This is a genomic window from Alkalihalobacillus sp. NPDC127517 (genome assembly GCF_050276055.1).
GTDB lineage: Bacteria > Bacillota > Bacilli > Bacillales > Bacillaceae_D > Alkalicoccobacillus.
The window spans coordinates 257788-272558 of sequence record NZ_JBNNQX010000004.1 but is presented as its reverse complement, the minus strand read 5'-3'; the positions used below and the strand labels follow the sequence as shown (position 1 = coordinate 272558).

The window sequence follows — 14771 nt, the reverse complement described above, 5'->3', positions numbered from 1 at the left end:
AACAGATATGTGCGGATTTATTGGTGAAATGATTACAGGAGGTGCTTCATTTATCCATGAAGATAAATGGTTAGAAGCACTTGAAGCGATTCATCATAGAGGACCAGATTCAACTGGGACATACAAAAACAACTATATATCTTTTGGTTTTAAACGACTAAGTATCATTGACCTAGAGCATGGTACACAGCCGCTGTCTTATCAAAACAAGTATCACATCATTTTTAACGGTGAGATTTATAACTATAAAGAGCTTCGTGCGAATCTAATTGAAGCAGGGTATGAATTTCAAACGCATACAGATACAGAGGTAATTGTTGCATTATACGCACAAAAAGGACAAGACTGCGTCAAAGAGCTTAGAGGAATGTTTGGGTTTATGATTTGGGATGATGAGCGTGAAGAATTATTCTGTGCACGTGACGCATTTGGGATCAAGCCTTTTTATTACATAGAGACAAGTGAAAGACTTATTGCTGCCTCTGAGTTAAAAAGCATTCGTATGATTGATCCGCAGCTTGAGATTTCTACAGAAGGCATCCAGCATTATTTAACTTATCAGTACGTTCCTGAGCCTATGAGCTTAGCGCCATCTGTTCAAAAGCTTGAGCCAGGTCATATGCTGACGAAGAAAAAGGATCAGCCTGCAAAGATTAAAGCCTATTATACAAAAAGCTTCCATCAAGGAAACGAATCACTCTCAAGCTATGCAAAGCAAACAATTGAAGTGTTAAAGGATTCAGTAGCGAAGCACATGCGTAGTGATGTGCCTGTCGGAGCATTCCTTTCAAGTGGAATTGATTCGACAACGATTGTAGCACTTGCTAAAGAACACAATCCTAATCTTAAAACCTTTACAGTAGGTTTTGACCACGAAGGCTTTAGTGAAGTGAACATTGCAAAAGATTCGGCCGAGAAGTTAGGCGTCGAGAATATTCATAAGCACATCACACCTGAAGAATTCATTCGTGAACTACCTAAGATCATTTGGCATATGGATGACCCGGTTGCTGACCCAGCAGCAGTACCTCTTTATTTTGTTGCAAAGGAGGCCAGCAAACATGTAAAGGTTGTTCTGTCTGGTGAAGGAGCGGACGAGCTGTTTGGTGGATATAACATCTACCGCGAGCCGCAAGCACTTCGATATTTTAATCGTTGGCCAAGCCAAATGAAACGCACGATTAATAAAATGGCACTAGGATTACCTGAGGGAATGCGTGGACGCAGCTATCTCCTTCGCGGGACAACGCCAATTGAAGAGCGTTATATCGGGAATGCAAAGATTTTTACAGAACTTGAAAAAGAGCAAATACTAAGAACGTATCACAATGATTATTCCTTTACTGATTTAACGAAAGGGCTTTATCAAAAAGCGATTTCCTATACAGATTCCACTAAAATGCAATACATTGATTTGCATACGTGGTTACCAGGAGATATTTTAGTGAAGGCTGACCGAATGACGATGGCTCATTCACTTGAGTTACGTGTACCATTTTTAGATAAAGAGGTATTTGAGGTCGCAAGCCGAATTCCAGAATCCGCAAAAATCGCAAACGGAACAACAAAGTATGTACTTCGTGAAGCGATTAAAGGTGTGGTTCCAGATTCAATCTTAAACCGCAAAAAGCTAGGGTTCCCAGTTCCGATTCGTCATTGGCTGAAAAATGAGCTATACGATTGGGCAAAGGATATTTTAACAATCAACCAAGCAGCAGGGACCATTTTTAATCAAAAAGAAGCCCTCGCTTTACTTGAAGAGCATGCGGCAGGGAAGAGAGACAATAGTCGTAAGCTATGGACGATTCTTTGTTTCTTAATCTGGCATTCGCTATACATTCAAAACAGCGGTAGCATTAAGCAGGCTGTTGAAGAAATGTCTCAGTTACAATTGAAAACAAGCTAATCGCAAAAAGACTTCTTTCCAACACGTGGAAAGAAGTCTTTTTACCTTTATTGATTTGATGGTTTTTGAGCGAGCTTTTCTATAATGTGATGTAAGTCATCGGGTTTATGAAATTCAATAGGGGAAACCCCTTTTTCAAATTGAATGGTTTCGGCATCTAAAAGTAGCACATAACGTCCATTTATTTTTCCGAGATGAATGGATTCACCGAAGTCAGCAAGGAGCCCTTTAATCGACGTTTCTCCAACCTTCATCTTAATTTCGGCTTCTGGTGTATGATCAACAATTTGAGCGGCAGCTTCCATCACTTGATGCGTATCCAAGCGTTCCTGAAGCTCACGCGTTTCGCTTCCTTCCCAAATTTCAAGATCGTGCTCAAACTTCTGCCGCTCTTCGCTCTGTTCCTCATATGTTTCATATACATGCTCCTGAACCATATTCATGACCTGGGTTTTCATAATGACAGGTAAGGATTCTCCGTATTCTACATACTTTAAGAAGTCTTCAAAATACCTGGCATGGGAGGCTTGATGAATCTTCACCTCTGTATGTTCAAGCATGCCTTCTTCAGGCATATAGGGATACTGAATCGACTTCATGTTTTTAGTGGTAATCGCATACTCCACTTTCTGAATGAGGGAAGCTTCATCAGCAATGGAAGCTACTTTCGGTTCAAAGTCACATTTCATAATAAATACAAAAGAGTCATCAAAGAACTTTCGCGGAATGGCAGTAGCCACAAGAAAGACTCCACCACGCACTGCGCTCGTATTTAGATAAATGCGTACAAGCTGTTCACTCACATTTTTAAAGTCTTCTTTTGTCTCGGCAAAGCGTGTTTTGTGAAGCAACGCATAATTCGGATTTGATTCAAGTGGGTGACCAGGCTCTGTGACAAAATGACCGATCTTCGTTGGGACTTGATCGGACTTAGGATGATGCTCGGCTTTTCGCTTCACAATTTTCTTAAGCTCCCCATCAAGAAAGTCCTTCATTTCACTATGCTCAAATTCGTGTTTGTCGAGCGTTTTAAAATGCTTAAATCGTTTGTCTGCTTGCTCATCGCGACCATCTACCGTAATTAAATAAAAGGACAAAAACTGTATTTCAAAATCCATGTGGATAAACTCCTCTAAAGAAAGTTAGGCAATGGTACTAGTATAGGAGAAGCGAGAGGGAGCGTCAATTTCTAATTTTTTGTTGTAATGAAGGAGAGTTAGACATAAAATAAGATCAAACATATCATCCAATGAAAGGAATTATTACATGGATAAGGAAATCGGGAAGGGGAATCTTTTTCCGTTTGAGCGAATCTTATTGGCCGCTTTATGTCTTGCAGGGTTAAGTAGTACGTTTGGAATTTATTCGTTTGCCGGATTTTTTCATTCTGTTATTTCTTCAATCGAATTCATTCTACTAGTTGCTCTCCATATTCTCGTATTTATTTTCTCTTTGAAACCAGATTTTAAGCGGCAATGGCTTTATAGTGTTTTATACGTTCAACTTTTTATCTTATTCTATAGTTCGTACCGTGCTTTAAACCTTGTTTATGGTGAACAGTATATGTTTCCTTTGCTTCTGTTAATCGCTATTTGTTTAAACATCATGATATTAGCATTCTTACTTTTTAGAGGTTCGGTAAAGGATAAAAGAGTTTTTATCCATACTGTCAATCTATTAATAGGCTTAGCTCTACTAACGAAAGCAAGTATCTTAGGCTTTGGCGGTATGGCATTTGGAGCGAGCTTTTTATATTTCATAGGTATGGCAACTCCTGTTTATGTTTTAATTCTTTTATACATGTTACAGTTGTATTATTTAAAGAGAGATCGTGCGAAACCTTTATTGCTTACGCTTTGCTTGGCCGTGCTCATCTTACTCTATTCGATCTTTTCCTTCTTTTTTTTGGTGACAAGTATCGAAGTATATATAGCCCACCTACTGGACGGTCTTGTTCATTAATGATAAAAAACGCTAACTTTAAAATAAGTCAGCGTTTTTTTTGTAATATTCGTTTGCCCAATCAAGTGCTTCTTGCTTGGTCGACAGTTTGTCATCCAGTTGAAGACTATACGCTCCAGTGAGGATAGAAGAAAAGATTGGTCCAGGGTCAAGATTTAACTCTGTTACAAGATCTTTTCCCGCAAGAAGTGGAGCTAAGTGATCGCGCTTTTGAAGATAAGCAATGAGTGTTTCACTATACTGAAAGTCAGGCTTAGTTGCAATAAATAGTAGGTCTCTCGCTGATAGGGTGTGGATCTGCTTATGCCACTCTCCTAGCGTTTGATTGTCCACGTCTTGATAAATGTCGGCTTCTCTGACAGTGCGAAGCAGACGTTGGTCTATACTCGTTAACGCATAGTAGTCAATAGCTTCAGCAAAACCTCCATTTCCCTCATAGCAGAGCGCAGCCATAAATAGAAATGGCTCAACAAATCCGTGTGTCATTAATTGGTTAATATGCGTCCACTTGTTTTCAGTCGTTTCAGTCTTAAGAAGAGTATGCCAAACATCAAGTTGATCTAATGAGTGAAAAGAAGATAGAAGTTGATCTTCTTGTTTCATTAAATCCATTTCGTGCATCACCCGGCTTGCGGATAAACCAAGTAGTGAGGCTTTTGCTCCTTTTGCAAGTGCTTCTGTTTCAGGGTGAAGCTGATAAGTAAATCGATTGGCAAACCGAACCGCTCGGAAGATTCTCGTTGGATCTTCAATAAAGCTAAGTGAATGAAGAATTCGAATATGACCATTTTTTAAATCACGTTGACCCTGGAAATGATCTAAAAGCTCTCCAAAGGTATCAGGATGGAGACTAATGGCCATGGCATTTATCGTGAAGTCTCGCCTTGATAAATCCTCTCTTATACTTGATGGTGATACTTCAGGTAACAAAGCAGGCTGCTCATAGTGTTCAGACCGTGCAGTAGCAAGGTCGACTTTTATTCCTGATGGAGTCGTCCAAGTGGTTGTCCCAAAGCTTTGATGTGCCTTTGTACTACCGCCATGAATAGCGACTAGTTGTTCACCAAATTCAATGGCATTTCCTTCGATAACAATATCCACATCTTCATTTGAGCGACCAAGTAACACGTCACGCACGCCACCTCCAACCAGATAGCTTTTATAACCATAATCGCTGGCTGTATTACCTATAAGTACAAGTAAATCAAAGATGGCTGGATCAAAATGCTGAGCCAGTGCTTTTTGTAAGGCATGTGTGGAGAGCCGCTCAGCTTCTGACTCGAAATGCTTTCGTTTGGCTTCGTCGTGTAAAATGGAAAGAACATCGGACCTTGATACAACACCTACTAACGATTTGTGATCTACGATTGGGATGCGACCAATATTATGGGTAATCATTAACTCTTGAATGGTTTCAAGTGATGCCTCTGGACCTAATGTAAGCACCTCTTTTGTCATGTAAGAGTGAATAGGGGAGTGTCCCAATCCGTGACGTTGAGCCTTATCCAAATCCCTTCGCGAAAGAACTCCCGACAATTGCCCAGTTGCGTTTAAAACTGGCATACCTGTGTGCCCATATCTTATTAAGGCATCAGCCGCATCGTCTAGGGTGTTGCTTTCTTCAATCGTATGCACTGGAGAACTCATGATCATGCCTGCAGTAATGGCAGGTTGAATGGCTGAGGGAAGCTCAGACTTCACTTGTTCAAGAACATCCTGTACAACTCCTCTTTTAACGGAGGCGGCAGCGGCTTGAGCATGTCCACCGCCTCCAAACGCCGTCATGATCTTTTTAATATTCACTCGCATGGTTTGACTTCTGCCTGTTATGTAAGTGTTTGACCCCATTTGAACAACAGATAAAACAGTATCTGCCTTAAGAGTGTTAACTAATCGTTCAGTTATTGGAGCGAGCCCGCTAATGAATGAATCACAAGTTGTGGAACAAATAGCGATCTCTAAGCCATTTTCTTCATATATGTCGATAGATTTAATTAATCGTTGATACAGTAATTCCTGTGTATCTGTTAAATGGTCTTCTAGAAATGGCTTCATTACGTCCAGGTCCATCCCTTGAGATAAAAGATAGGCAGCAGCGGATAAGTCTCGCTCTGTTGTTTGCATATGTTGAAATGAACCAGTATCACTGTATAACCCAAGTCCGAGTAATAATGCTTCTGAAGGCTTTAACGTAATGTTCTGTTCTTGGAACTTCTCTATAAGCAGAGTCGCACAGGCACCAACAGGTTCCTGAACCACTTTGGTAGCAAAAGAATCTGGATCCGTTTGGTGATGGTCATAGATTGTTAACGTATTAAGAGCTGACAGCTTTTCCTGAGGGATGCCACAGCGTTTAAGTGAAGAAGCATCAACAATCACAATATCCGTGACCTCACCCCAATCGATTTTTTCAATCGCTTCCGCTTTAAATGTATCCCGATACAACGAAAGGACTTGTTTTACGCTCTCCTGTTGTTGTGAGGGAAGGACAATGGTGGCATCAGGATATAAGGCTTGGGCAGCAATTAATGAAGCCAGCCCATCAAAATCTATTTGTACATGAGAGGCAAGTAATTTCATCTAATAGAGTCTCCTCATATCTATAATCTTTCTTTATTGTAGCAAAAGACACAGTCGCTCGTCACGACTGTGTCTTAAAAGTCTACCCACGTTTCTCGTAGATCAGACCTTGTAGTTCTGTAGGACCTTGTTCGTAAGGGGAACTAGATTCCTGAAAGGTGAGTGTAAAGAGTTGATGATAGGTTTGGTACAGGTTAACTTTTATTGATTGTAACTGATCAATCCATTGATTTTTGGGGCGGGTAGACTGTTTTTGAAACGTAAGAGTTAATCCATCAACCGTTACACCGACTTTAGAAAGTGAGTCTGACTGCTGCTTCAGGGAAGTGCGTAAGTCACCTTGAAAGGATAATCCCATTTGCTCAAGCTTCTCCATTTGCTTGGCCGTTTCGTTCCAAGTCTCAATAAATTGTTCAAACTGAGCAAGCGTTCGTCGCTGCATACGTGCTTGTTTCCAAAGAGCTCGTTCTTTTTTGTAAAAGGTCTTTAATGTTGTACGGAGTCGGTTGACCCATCCATAACGTTCATACTCATATAAATAATTGGCTGACTCATTTGCTACAACTTCTGTTACTGGAGCTATGGAGGACACTTTTTCAACTGGTGCTGCCGAGTTTGGACGCACAGCATTTTGTAAACGGTGCTGCAAGACACGATGCATCTGTAAAGTCGGTGTTTTAGTTATACGTACCATAATTGGGTCCTCCTTTGTCTATCTATATCATTCTATTCCCTCTGTCCATTAAATTAAGCTACGAAAAAAGACCCCTTTTTTTTTGGGGTCTTAAGAGAATGACTTATTTAGCAAATACATGGTCACCGATTACAAGCGTCTGTTCACGAGTGGACACCCATTTACTTGTTGCCGTCGCCGGATTATAGAAGTATAAAGAATTTTGTCCTTGTCCTCTAAATTGGGTAGCTTCTTCTACCGCGCGAATGGACTCACTATCTGCTTTATTTGAAATGGAACCATCTAAAACTGGAGAGAAAGCATAATGCCCGGATGCGCTTCTTTCATAAACAACGTCATTTACATTGTCAGGGAATAAATCACTATCGACACGGTTTAATACAACGGTTGCTACTGCTACTTTACCTGCGTATGGCTCACCTTTTGCTTCAGCGTGCACAAGGCGCGCTAACAATTCTTTTTCATTAGATGAAACAGTAGTAGGGATTGTTAATGTTTCTCCTGCAACGATGTTAGTAGAAGAAAGGTTGTTACTTCTTTTAATTGCTGCCGTTGGTATGGCATATTGATTGCTTATGGTTGAAAGGGTTTCTCCCTTTTTAATGGTATGAGTTGATTTTGCTTCGACTATTTGTGTACTCGTGGCAACTAACCCTATCACTAGTAAACTGGCTAATAATTTCTTTTTCAATGAAAATACCTCCTGTGTACAATCTGCTTTCTAACCTATCAAACTTTTAAGTGTAAGTGTGCATGTAAATTTAGCCAATCTGCCGCTAAATTGGAGGATTTCCTTGATACCCGTGGCTTCAATGCGTTTTTTTACAGTTATGTAACGAAATATTAAAGTTCAATGGATCTTTGACATATTTCCTTTTACTTAGTGTTTAATAGAAAGGATAATCCTTAGAGTCACAACGATTATCAGCGATGTGAAGGAATCTAGTACTCTTCCTAATGATGAAACTTTTACCATGGCTCTAGTAAAAAAAGCTATGCTAAGATGCGAATTGTAGAAACGAAACACAAACTTTCTGAGGAGGAATTCAAAGATGAATTTCAAGAAAATCGTATTATCATCTGCTGCAGCAGCGGCAATTACAGCAGTAGGTTTTTCTGGACAAGCTGATGCAGCTTCCAATACACAGGTAGGAGGTCCTTACGTAATCCAATTTGACGCTCAAGATGCACAGCAGGCTTTTAATTGCCTTGCTAAGTTCCCAGGAGCTGAAAATATTAATTTCGAAAACGGTCAATGGGTAATCGATTTCTTTAACCAATTTGATTTCGAACAAGCAGCAGAGCAGCCAGGAGCTGAAGTAGTAGAAGAGCCTGAGCAAGCTGAAGAAGTAGTTGAAGAAGAGGCAGTAGAAGCACCTGCTCCAGTTGAAGAAGATTTACAAGCAGAAGAGGAAGCTTCACAGGAAGAAGCAGCTGATTCAGAAGCATCATCTGAATTCTCAGCAGAAGAGCAAAAAATGCTAGATTCAGTAAATAAAGAGCGCGAAAGTGTTGGACTTTCTCCACTTAAAGCTGACCCAGAGCTTGCAAAAGTAGCACGTGTAAAAGCACAAGACATGATTGATAATAACTATTTTGACCATAACTCTCCAACATACGGTTCACCTTTCCAAATGATGGATCAGTTCGGAATCGAGTATCGTACAGCTGGTGAAAACCTTGCTGGAAACCAAACAGTAGAAGCAGCTCACCAAGCACTAATGAACTCACAAGGTCACCGCGAGAACATTCTGAAAGCTGACTACACAAACGTAGGAATCGGTATTGTTGATGGCGGTCCTTACGGTAAGATGTTCGTTCAAATGTTCAAAGGGTAATTTATAACTAGAGTAGGCTCGTTGCAAATGGTAGATTTGCAACGAGCTTTTTTTATGTAATCTATTTACATGATTATCTAATTAGATTAATATAAAATTAGATATATATCGAAGTAGAAGGAGGAGAGCCATGCAATTAAGTCGGATTGTTAACTTCCATAAGGTTATGGGGGATAAAACCCGTATCCAAATCGTTTCTATGTTAAAAAAGGGTCCGCTGCACGGTCAAGCGATTGCAGGAAAGCTCGGTTTAAAACCACCAACCATATCGCATCACATGGCAAAATTAAAAGAGATTGACGTAGTTAAACAGGTTCGAGATAAGAACACAGTGTATTATCATCTAAACGAAAAAACGTTAATGGCGCTCGCAATGGCCGTGACCAAGATTGGGGAGAATGAAATGAATCAAGACTTTCATGTAACCGACGATCAAAAATCTGCTGTGATCAAGAATTTCTTTAATGCACAGAACCAGCTTAAAACCTTTCCCGCACAGCGGAAAAAGAAGCTTATTGTTTTGGAATATATGTTGAGGGGACTAATCGAGGGAGAATCCTATAGCGAAAAAGAAATCAATGAGCACATTCAGCAATATTTTGCTGACTATGCAACCATTCGCCGTGAATGGATCATCTGCCACTTTATGAACCGAATAGAAAGCGTGTATCAGTTGAACCCGAGGGAAATGTGGTTGACCTAGTAGCGGGGGGAGTAGTGCGGAGAAGCTATATTCGGCGGAGATAAGGCAGTATCAACAAAGATAGTAAGGAATCAACAAAGGGAGCAAAGAATCAATAATGGGAACAGATCTTCCTTCCAGCAAAAAACGGACCCTTAAATGGGATCCGTTTTTCTTAGCTCTTTTTCACTTGTACTTGCTCCACACGGTGGCCGGTTCCTTTTGTGAGGATCATGTCAGCACGGTAACGAGTGGGGCGTATGTTTTTTTCGAGGTTGACGCCGTTAATGGTTTTCCATATGGAAAAGGCTACTTCTTCGGCTTCTAATTCGCTTAAGTGTCGGTATCGGTGGAAGAAGGAATTTGGATCCTGAAATGCTGTGTGTTGAAGCACTTTAAAGCGATCGACATACCATTTGATAATATTTTCTTCGTCTGCATCTACATAGATAGAGTAGTCAAAGAAGTCGGAGACAAAGACAGGTGAAATGCGCCGGTCTTTTTTGTTTACTTGAAGAACATTGATTCCTTCTACGATCACAACATCAGGCTCGTCGATCGGCTGAGATTTTTCACTTAACACGTCATACGTAAGATGAGAGTAGAGTGGGACCTCTGTGCTTTTGCGACCTGATTTTATATCGGAAAGAAAGCGAATAAGCTTCCGGATGTCGTAGCTTTCGGGAAAGCCCTTTCTTTTCATTAATCCACGTTCTTCAAGTACCTTATTTGGATAAAGGAATCCATCAGTTGTGACAAGATCAACTTTTGGGCGGTTGGGCCAACGGCTAATAAGGGCTTGGATTAAGCGTGCGGTTGTACTTTTGCCGACAGATACACTGCCTGCAATGCCAATGACAAAAGGAACCTTCTTTGTTTCTCTATGAAAAAAGCGATTTTGATCATTATGCAAGTTAACGGCATGAGATGTATGCATATATAATAGTTCCGTTAAAGGGACGTAAATTTGCTCGACCTCATCTGGCGAGACGGTTTCATTAATTCCTTGTAATTGTGTTCGTTCCTCATCTGTGAGACTTACAGAGGCTTGATACGCTAGCGAAGACCATTCGCTTCTAGTGAAAGTTGTGTACGCATCTGTAGTTGTCGGTGTCGTTTTAGTTAACATACGTATCTCCTTTTAGAGAGTTCACCCTCCTGCTTGTAACGCTTTAAGGGATAAAAGAGTATCTGTTAGCAGAGTATCACTTGAGGGGAGTAGAATCAATAGAAGTCGCTTACAAAAACTGAAAAAAAGAGCCGTAGCACTGTTTTAAAAGTGTACCGCTCTTCGAATCAATTATTCATCTTTTGTCTCAAGTAACTTCAGAAGGTCGGCTGGTAGCTCGAAGGTTTGATCTTTAATCTGAAGCTTGTGATTCTCATCATACACTTTCTTTCGTTTCTTGATCGTATCAATTTCATTGTGAATCCCTTCCATTTTCCGATCAAGTGCGGCCGCTGAGTCAGCAGCTTCCTTTAATTCCTGTAGTAGGTGCTTTGGCACATCAGATTCATATTTATAATAGATTTTATGCTCTAGGCTTGCCCAGAAATCCATTGCAATAGTTCGGATCTGAACCTCCATACAAACATACTCGGTACGGTCGGTCATAAAGACAGGGAGTTCAAGGATAAGGTGAAGACTTTGATATCCATTGTCTTTGGGATGCTTTATGTAATCCTTTACTTCAAGCACCCGAATATCACTTTGATTTTGAAGCATCTCAGAAAGAGTATAGATATCTGAAAGAAACGAACATGTTATACGAATACCGGCAATATCCTTTATATGAGCCTTAATGCTCTCAAGAGAAGGCTGACAGTTTTTGCGAAGAACCTTCTTAAAAATACTTTCTGGTGATTTTAGTCTGCATTTTATATGTTCAATTGGATTGTGTTCATGGACATACTCAAATTCTTCCTGAAGGATCTTGATCTTTGTATTCATTTCATCAAGTGCAAATTTATAAGTCATCATAAATCGTGTTAATTCTACTTTAAAAGACTGAAGGTTTTTTATATCCAAATTAGCCATTGAATGTCTCCTTAAATAATGTCTTGTATCTATTCTAATTTTGAAAGGAAGCGCATGCGAAGTCAAGTTAATGAGTGTGGAACGTTGTCTAGAATTATGAGTTGAGAGGAGGAGGAAGTTATGAGCGTCGTTCGAACAGATAAATGGATAAGATATTATTTACAAGAGGCTCAGCAAAGAAGTTCGCAACAAACGTTGCATCTATCACAGAAAAAATGGTTTGTGGAGCCTCTAGTAAAACGGTTTGATGGAGAGATGACGGAGCAGCTTCATCCGTTTTTATTGGAGCAAGGATTATTTTTAGTAAATGAGCAAGAGTTGGAGGATCTAGAGGAGCTAGCTACTAGGCCAATATGGGAGAAAGTTCAAACTCAATTTCTACTTTTAAAAAAAGAGTGGGATGGTCCAGACCTGCCTATCTATCTTCTGCCAGTGAATAAAGGAATAGATGATTCTTCTAAAAAAGCAGGAATTAGTTTTCCGTTTGCTCTTTTTTTATTTGTGGGCACGCATTTGAGTGATAAGGAGATCCACTCTTTACTTGTTCATGAATATCATCATGCGGTTCGATTAATGCATTCGGATGAGACGGAAGAATCCATCTCGCTGCTTGAATCTATTTATATGGAAGGATTAGCCGAATTAGCTGTACTTGAATATGTTGGAGAAGATCAATTGGCCCCTTGGACATCCTTATACGATGAGCGCTTTGATAAAAAGTGGTTCAAAAAATGGGTAGCACCTAATCTGAATGTAAAGGGTCGATCGGCTCATCGAAAATACTTGTATGGGGATGCCAGGTTAAAGATCCCTCCGTTGCTCGGTTACTACGTTGGTTATCAACTCGCTAAGACCTCTCACGAAAAACGACCAGCTTGGACAACTACAGATTGGCTGACGTTTAAAGGGCCGAATTGTAAGGCTTGGCTAAAAGAAGTTTTAAAGAGTATGAGTTTCGTGGAATAAACTGGTTAGCCATTGCCTATACTGTGGGTACTATCGATTATGCTCGCAAGGAGGGTTTAAAATGGTCGTCATGCGTGATGTATGGGTTAACTGGTTTGAAGGGGAAGAGAACGGCTATAATGTGTGTGATTTTGTAGAATGGCGTCCGAGTGATCGGGTAGAAGTGCTGGACCAGGCCATTTTAGTGAAAGTAACCGATTCATTTATGGATTATCTCGAAAATGATTTAGCTGAATTACCAGAAGCTTTGTTGCAGGAAGTGTACCAAAAAAGCTATTTGCGAAAAAACATGTCGAGAATCCAGCTTGATTACTGCTTTATCGCCTCAGATGGCAGACGTATTTTAGCTGTTGATACAGCTGGTTTTCAAACACCTATTCGAAAAAGCCGTCTAACACCTAGACAGCAACAGCTTGTTTATGAGCATTTAGAAAATGGTGAATGGAAGGTATTTGAACTTGAGCATCCACCACTTCAAAAGGAATATCATATTTTGTCCCCATCACCTGAGGAAATGATCGGTCTTACTCGTAAGGAAAGGCAATTAAAGCTTTTGCTTCATATGGTATTAGACGAATTAAATCAATCGGGTACGGATGCTGAGGTTAGATATTGGTACACGGAATGGAAGCCAGAAGCATATGAGCAAATTCAATGCATGCAGCGTCACGAAGCCTGGGATCATTTTATTAGTGAAGTCCAGCTAGGATGGACAAGTCGTCACATTGAACTGTGCGAAGCAATGATTAAAGGACAACCATTTTTTGAGAAGTTGTGGGAACAAGAGCATCCTGAAAGTGTGAAATAAGCTATTTTCCGTTTACTTACCTGTCAACTTCTACTATACTTAAGAAAATAGTATGTGGAGGCGGTTACATGGTTGGAGAAACAATGGATGGCTTAGCTTATACAGTCATGCAAGTATTCACAGTGATTTTGTTAGTGGGTACGTTAGGCCTGTCCTTTTTTGTAGGTAAGGTTTGGAAAAAGAATAACGGATACTAAGCGGGTGCCTTTGCATTCGCTTTTTTTATGCAAAAAAACAAACGACCCAAACTGGATCGTTTGCTAACTGAGATTATCTAGTACGTCGACCAAGTCCCATTGCTCGTTCTGCTTTGTGTAACATACGAACTGCTTGAGTATTTGCTCGGGTAGCTCCGTCATCTAAAATCGTATCCAATTCATCTGATTGAATAAGTTCATGGTATTTTTCTTGAATTGGCGTTAGGGCATTGACTACAACCTCAGCGACATCTGCTTTAAAATCGCCATATCCCTTCCCATGATAACGTTCTTCGAGAGTACTAATAGTCTCACCTGTAATTGAAGAGTAAATCGTTAATAGGTTCGCAACACCTGGTTTTTGTTCTTTGTCATAGCGTACGGTTCCTTCCGTATCGGTGACAGCACTCTTTATTTTCTTGCGAATGGTTTGTGGCTCATCCAAGATTGAGATGTAGCTTTTAGGATTTGGGTTGGATTTACTCATTTTACTAGTCGGGTCAGTGAGTGACATAATCCGTGCGCCTTCTTTAGGAATTTGCACTTCAGGGACTGTGAAGATATCATTGTATTTCTTGTTAAAGCGTTCGGCTAGGTTGCGAGTGAGCTCTAAGTGTTGTTTTTGATCTTCTCCAACAGGTACAACGTTTGTTCCATAAAGCAGAATGTCCGCTGCCATTAATGGAGGGTACGTAAGAAGTGAGGCAGATACCGCTTCTTTCCCTGATGATTTGTCTTTAAATTGAGTCATTCGCTCCAATTCACCAATATATGAAACACATTGCATCATCCAACCTAATTGTGCATGAGCAGGTACTTCAGATTGAACAAACAGAACAGCCTTTTTTGAATCAAGTCCGACTGCAACATATAAAGCGGCTAGGCTGCGAATGTTCTCTCTAAGCTTTAAACGATCCTGAGGTTGAGTAATTGCATGTTGATCTACGATACAAAAGTAACACTGGTTGTCTTCCTGCATGTCTACAAAATGCTTCATCGCTCCTAAATAATTTCCTAGTGTCACAGTGCCACTAGGCTGTATTCCTGAAAAAACGGTTTTCATTACATTCTCCTCCATTACTACGTATGTCTCCTGAGTA

The 14771-nt window shown here is 40.3% G+C and carries 14 protein-coding genes; 7 read left to right on the top strand and 7 right to left on the bottom strand.

What is annotated here, in order from left to right; genetic code table 11:
• Window positions 1-7 precede the first annotated feature (7 nt).
• Window positions 8-1906 (top strand): asparagine synthase (glutamine-hydrolyzing), encoded by a 1899-nt coding sequence (asnB, locus tag ACQKKO_RS07275; protein ID WP_498645727.1) that lies wholly within the window; start codon window positions 8-10, stop codon window positions 1904-1906.
• Window positions 1907-1953: 47 nt separating this feature from the next.
• Here the strand turns inward: asnB and ACQKKO_RS07270 are convergent, their stop codons facing one another.
• Window positions 1954-3024, bottom strand: a complete 1071-nt coding sequence (locus ACQKKO_RS07270) for a DUF3900 domain-containing protein (protein ID WP_498645725.1) — start codon at window positions 3022-3024, stop codon at window positions 1954-1956.
• Window positions 3025-3172: 148 nt separating this feature from the next.
• Here ACQKKO_RS07270 and ACQKKO_RS07265 point away from each other — a divergent pair, with 148 nt between their 5' ends.
• On the top strand, window positions 3173-3868 hold the full coding sequence (locus ACQKKO_RS07265; protein ID WP_498645722.1) for a hypothetical protein: 696 nt from the start codon (window positions 3173-3175) through the stop codon (window positions 3866-3868).
• 18 nt (window positions 3869-3886) lie between these two features.
• Here ACQKKO_RS07265 and ACQKKO_RS07260 read toward each other — a convergent pair whose 3' ends face one another.
• The 3 genes from ACQKKO_RS07260 to ACQKKO_RS07250 all read right to left on the bottom strand — a co-directional run bounded on the left by ACQKKO_RS07260 (window position 3887) and on the right by ACQKKO_RS07250 (window position 7833).
• A complete protein-coding gene (locus ACQKKO_RS07260) occupies window positions 3887-6448 on the bottom strand; it encodes a CBS domain-containing protein (RefSeq protein ID WP_498645721.1) in 2562 nt (853 codons plus the stop codon).
• Between the two features lie 82 nt (window positions 6449-6530).
• Complete coding sequence (locus tag ACQKKO_RS07255; RefSeq protein WP_498645720.1) at window positions 6531-7142, bottom strand: hypothetical protein; 612 nt, start codon at window positions 7140-7142, stop codon at window positions 6531-6533.
• Between the two features lie 103 nt (window positions 7143-7245).
• The gene (locus tag ACQKKO_RS07250) at window positions 7246-7833 is read right to left on the bottom strand and encodes a cell wall hydrolase (RefSeq protein WP_498645718.1); all 588 of its coding nucleotides are present in this window, start codon (window positions 7831-7833) and stop codon (window positions 7246-7248) included.
• A gap of 361 nt (window positions 7834-8194) precedes the next feature.
• Between ACQKKO_RS07250 and ACQKKO_RS07245 the strand changes: the two genes are divergently transcribed.
• Together ACQKKO_RS07245 and ACQKKO_RS07240 are read left to right on the top strand one after the other, a co-directional pair.
• Window positions 8195-8980, top strand: a complete 786-nt coding sequence (locus ACQKKO_RS07245) for a CAP domain-containing protein (protein WP_498645717.1) — start codon at window positions 8195-8197, stop codon at window positions 8978-8980.
• 130 nt (window positions 8981-9110) lie between these two features.
• A complete protein-coding gene (locus ACQKKO_RS07240; RefSeq protein ID WP_498645715.1) occupies window positions 9111-9683 on the top strand; it encodes a DUF2087 domain-containing protein in 573 nt (190 codons plus the stop codon).
• 154 nt (window positions 9684-9837) lie between these two features.
• Here ACQKKO_RS07240 and coaA read toward each other — a convergent pair whose 3' ends face one another.
• Window positions 9838-10791, bottom strand: a complete 954-nt coding sequence (gene coaA, locus ACQKKO_RS07235; RefSeq protein WP_498645713.1) for a type I pantothenate kinase — start codon at window positions 10789-10791, stop codon at window positions 9838-9840.
• A 171-nt stretch (window positions 10792-10962) separates the two neighbouring features.
• Complete coding sequence (locus ACQKKO_RS07230; RefSeq protein WP_498645711.1) at window positions 10963-11700, bottom strand: GTP pyrophosphokinase; 738 nt, start codon at window positions 11698-11700, stop codon at window positions 10963-10965.
• Window positions 11701-11820: 120 nt separating this feature from the next.
• Here ACQKKO_RS07230 and ACQKKO_RS07225 point away from each other — a divergent pair, with 120 nt between their 5' ends.
• The 3 genes from ACQKKO_RS07225 (at window position 11821) to ACQKKO_RS07215 (ending at window position 13671) form a co-directional block, all read left to right on the top strand.
• The gene (locus ACQKKO_RS07225; RefSeq protein ID WP_498645709.1) at window positions 11821-12666 is read left to right on the top strand and encodes a DUF2268 domain-containing putative Zn-dependent protease; all 846 of its coding nucleotides are present in this window, start codon (window positions 11821-11823) and stop codon (window positions 12664-12666) included.
• 61 nt (window positions 12667-12727) lie between these two features.
• Entirely contained in the window at window positions 12728-13474 is a 747-nt protein-coding gene (locus ACQKKO_RS07220) for a DUF3603 family protein (protein WP_498645707.1), read from the top strand.
• Between the two features lie 68 nt (window positions 13475-13542).
• Window positions 13543-13671, top strand: coding sequence for a hypothetical protein (locus ACQKKO_RS07215; RefSeq protein ID WP_498645705.1), 129 nt, complete (start codon window positions 13543-13545; stop codon window positions 13669-13671).
• 73 nt (window positions 13672-13744) lie between these two features.
• On the opposite strand, the gene trpS is transcribed toward ACQKKO_RS07215, so the two are convergent.
• Complete coding sequence (gene trpS / locus ACQKKO_RS07210; protein WP_498645703.1) at window positions 13745-14734, bottom strand: tryptophan--tRNA ligase; 990 nt, start codon at window positions 14732-14734, stop codon at window positions 13745-13747.
• Window positions 14735-14771 lie beyond the last annotated feature (37 nt).

What these genes read in the sequence shown, in the direction of transcription:
- ACQKKO_RS07230 (WP_498645711.1), bottom strand. Translation starts at nt 11,700, where the DNA reads ATGGCTAATTTGGATATAAAAAACCTTCAGTCTTTTAAAGTAGAATTA.
- coaA (WP_498645713.1), bottom strand. Translation starts at nt 10,791, where the DNA reads ATGTTAACTAAAACGACACCGACAACTACAGATGCGTACACAACTTTC.
- ACQKKO_RS07245 (WP_498645717.1), top strand. Translation starts at nt 8,195, where the DNA reads ATGAATTTCAAGAAAATCGTATTATCATCTGCTGCAGCAGCGGCAATT.
- ACQKKO_RS07270 (WP_498645725.1), bottom strand. Translation starts at nt 3,024, where the DNA reads ATGGATTTTGAAATACAGTTTTTGTCCTTTTATTTAATTACGGTAGAT.
- ACQKKO_RS07215 (WP_498645705.1), top strand. Translation starts at nt 13,543, where the DNA reads ATGGTTGGAGAAACAATGGATGGCTTAGCTTATACAGTCATGCAAGTA.
- ACQKKO_RS07265 (WP_498645722.1), top strand. Translation starts at nt 3,173, where the DNA reads ATGGATAAGGAAATCGGGAAGGGGAATCTTTTTCCGTTTGAGCGAATC.
- ACQKKO_RS07220 (WP_498645707.1), top strand. Translation starts at nt 12,728, where the DNA reads ATGGTCGTCATGCGTGATGTATGGGTTAACTGGTTTGAAGGGGAAGAG.
- ACQKKO_RS07255 (WP_498645720.1), bottom strand. Translation starts at nt 7,142, where the DNA reads ATGGTACGTATAACTAAAACACCGACTTTACAGATGCATCGTGTCTTG.
- asnB (WP_498645727.1), top strand. Translation starts at nt 8, where the DNA reads ATGTGCGGATTTATTGGTGAAATGATTACAGGAGGTGCTTCATTTATC.
- trpS (WP_498645703.1), bottom strand. Translation starts at nt 14,734, where the DNA reads ATGAAAACCGTTTTTTCAGGAATACAGCCTAGTGGCACTGTGACACTA.
- ACQKKO_RS07225 (WP_498645709.1), top strand. Translation starts at nt 11,821, where the DNA reads ATGAGCGTCGTTCGAACAGATAAATGGATAAGATATTATTTACAAGAG.
- ACQKKO_RS07240 (WP_498645715.1), top strand. Translation starts at nt 9,111, where the DNA reads ATGCAATTAAGTCGGATTGTTAACTTCCATAAGGTTATGGGGGATAAA.
- ACQKKO_RS07260 (WP_498645721.1), bottom strand. Translation starts at nt 6,448, where the DNA reads ATGAAATTACTTGCCTCTCATGTACAAATAGATTTTGATGGGCTGGCT.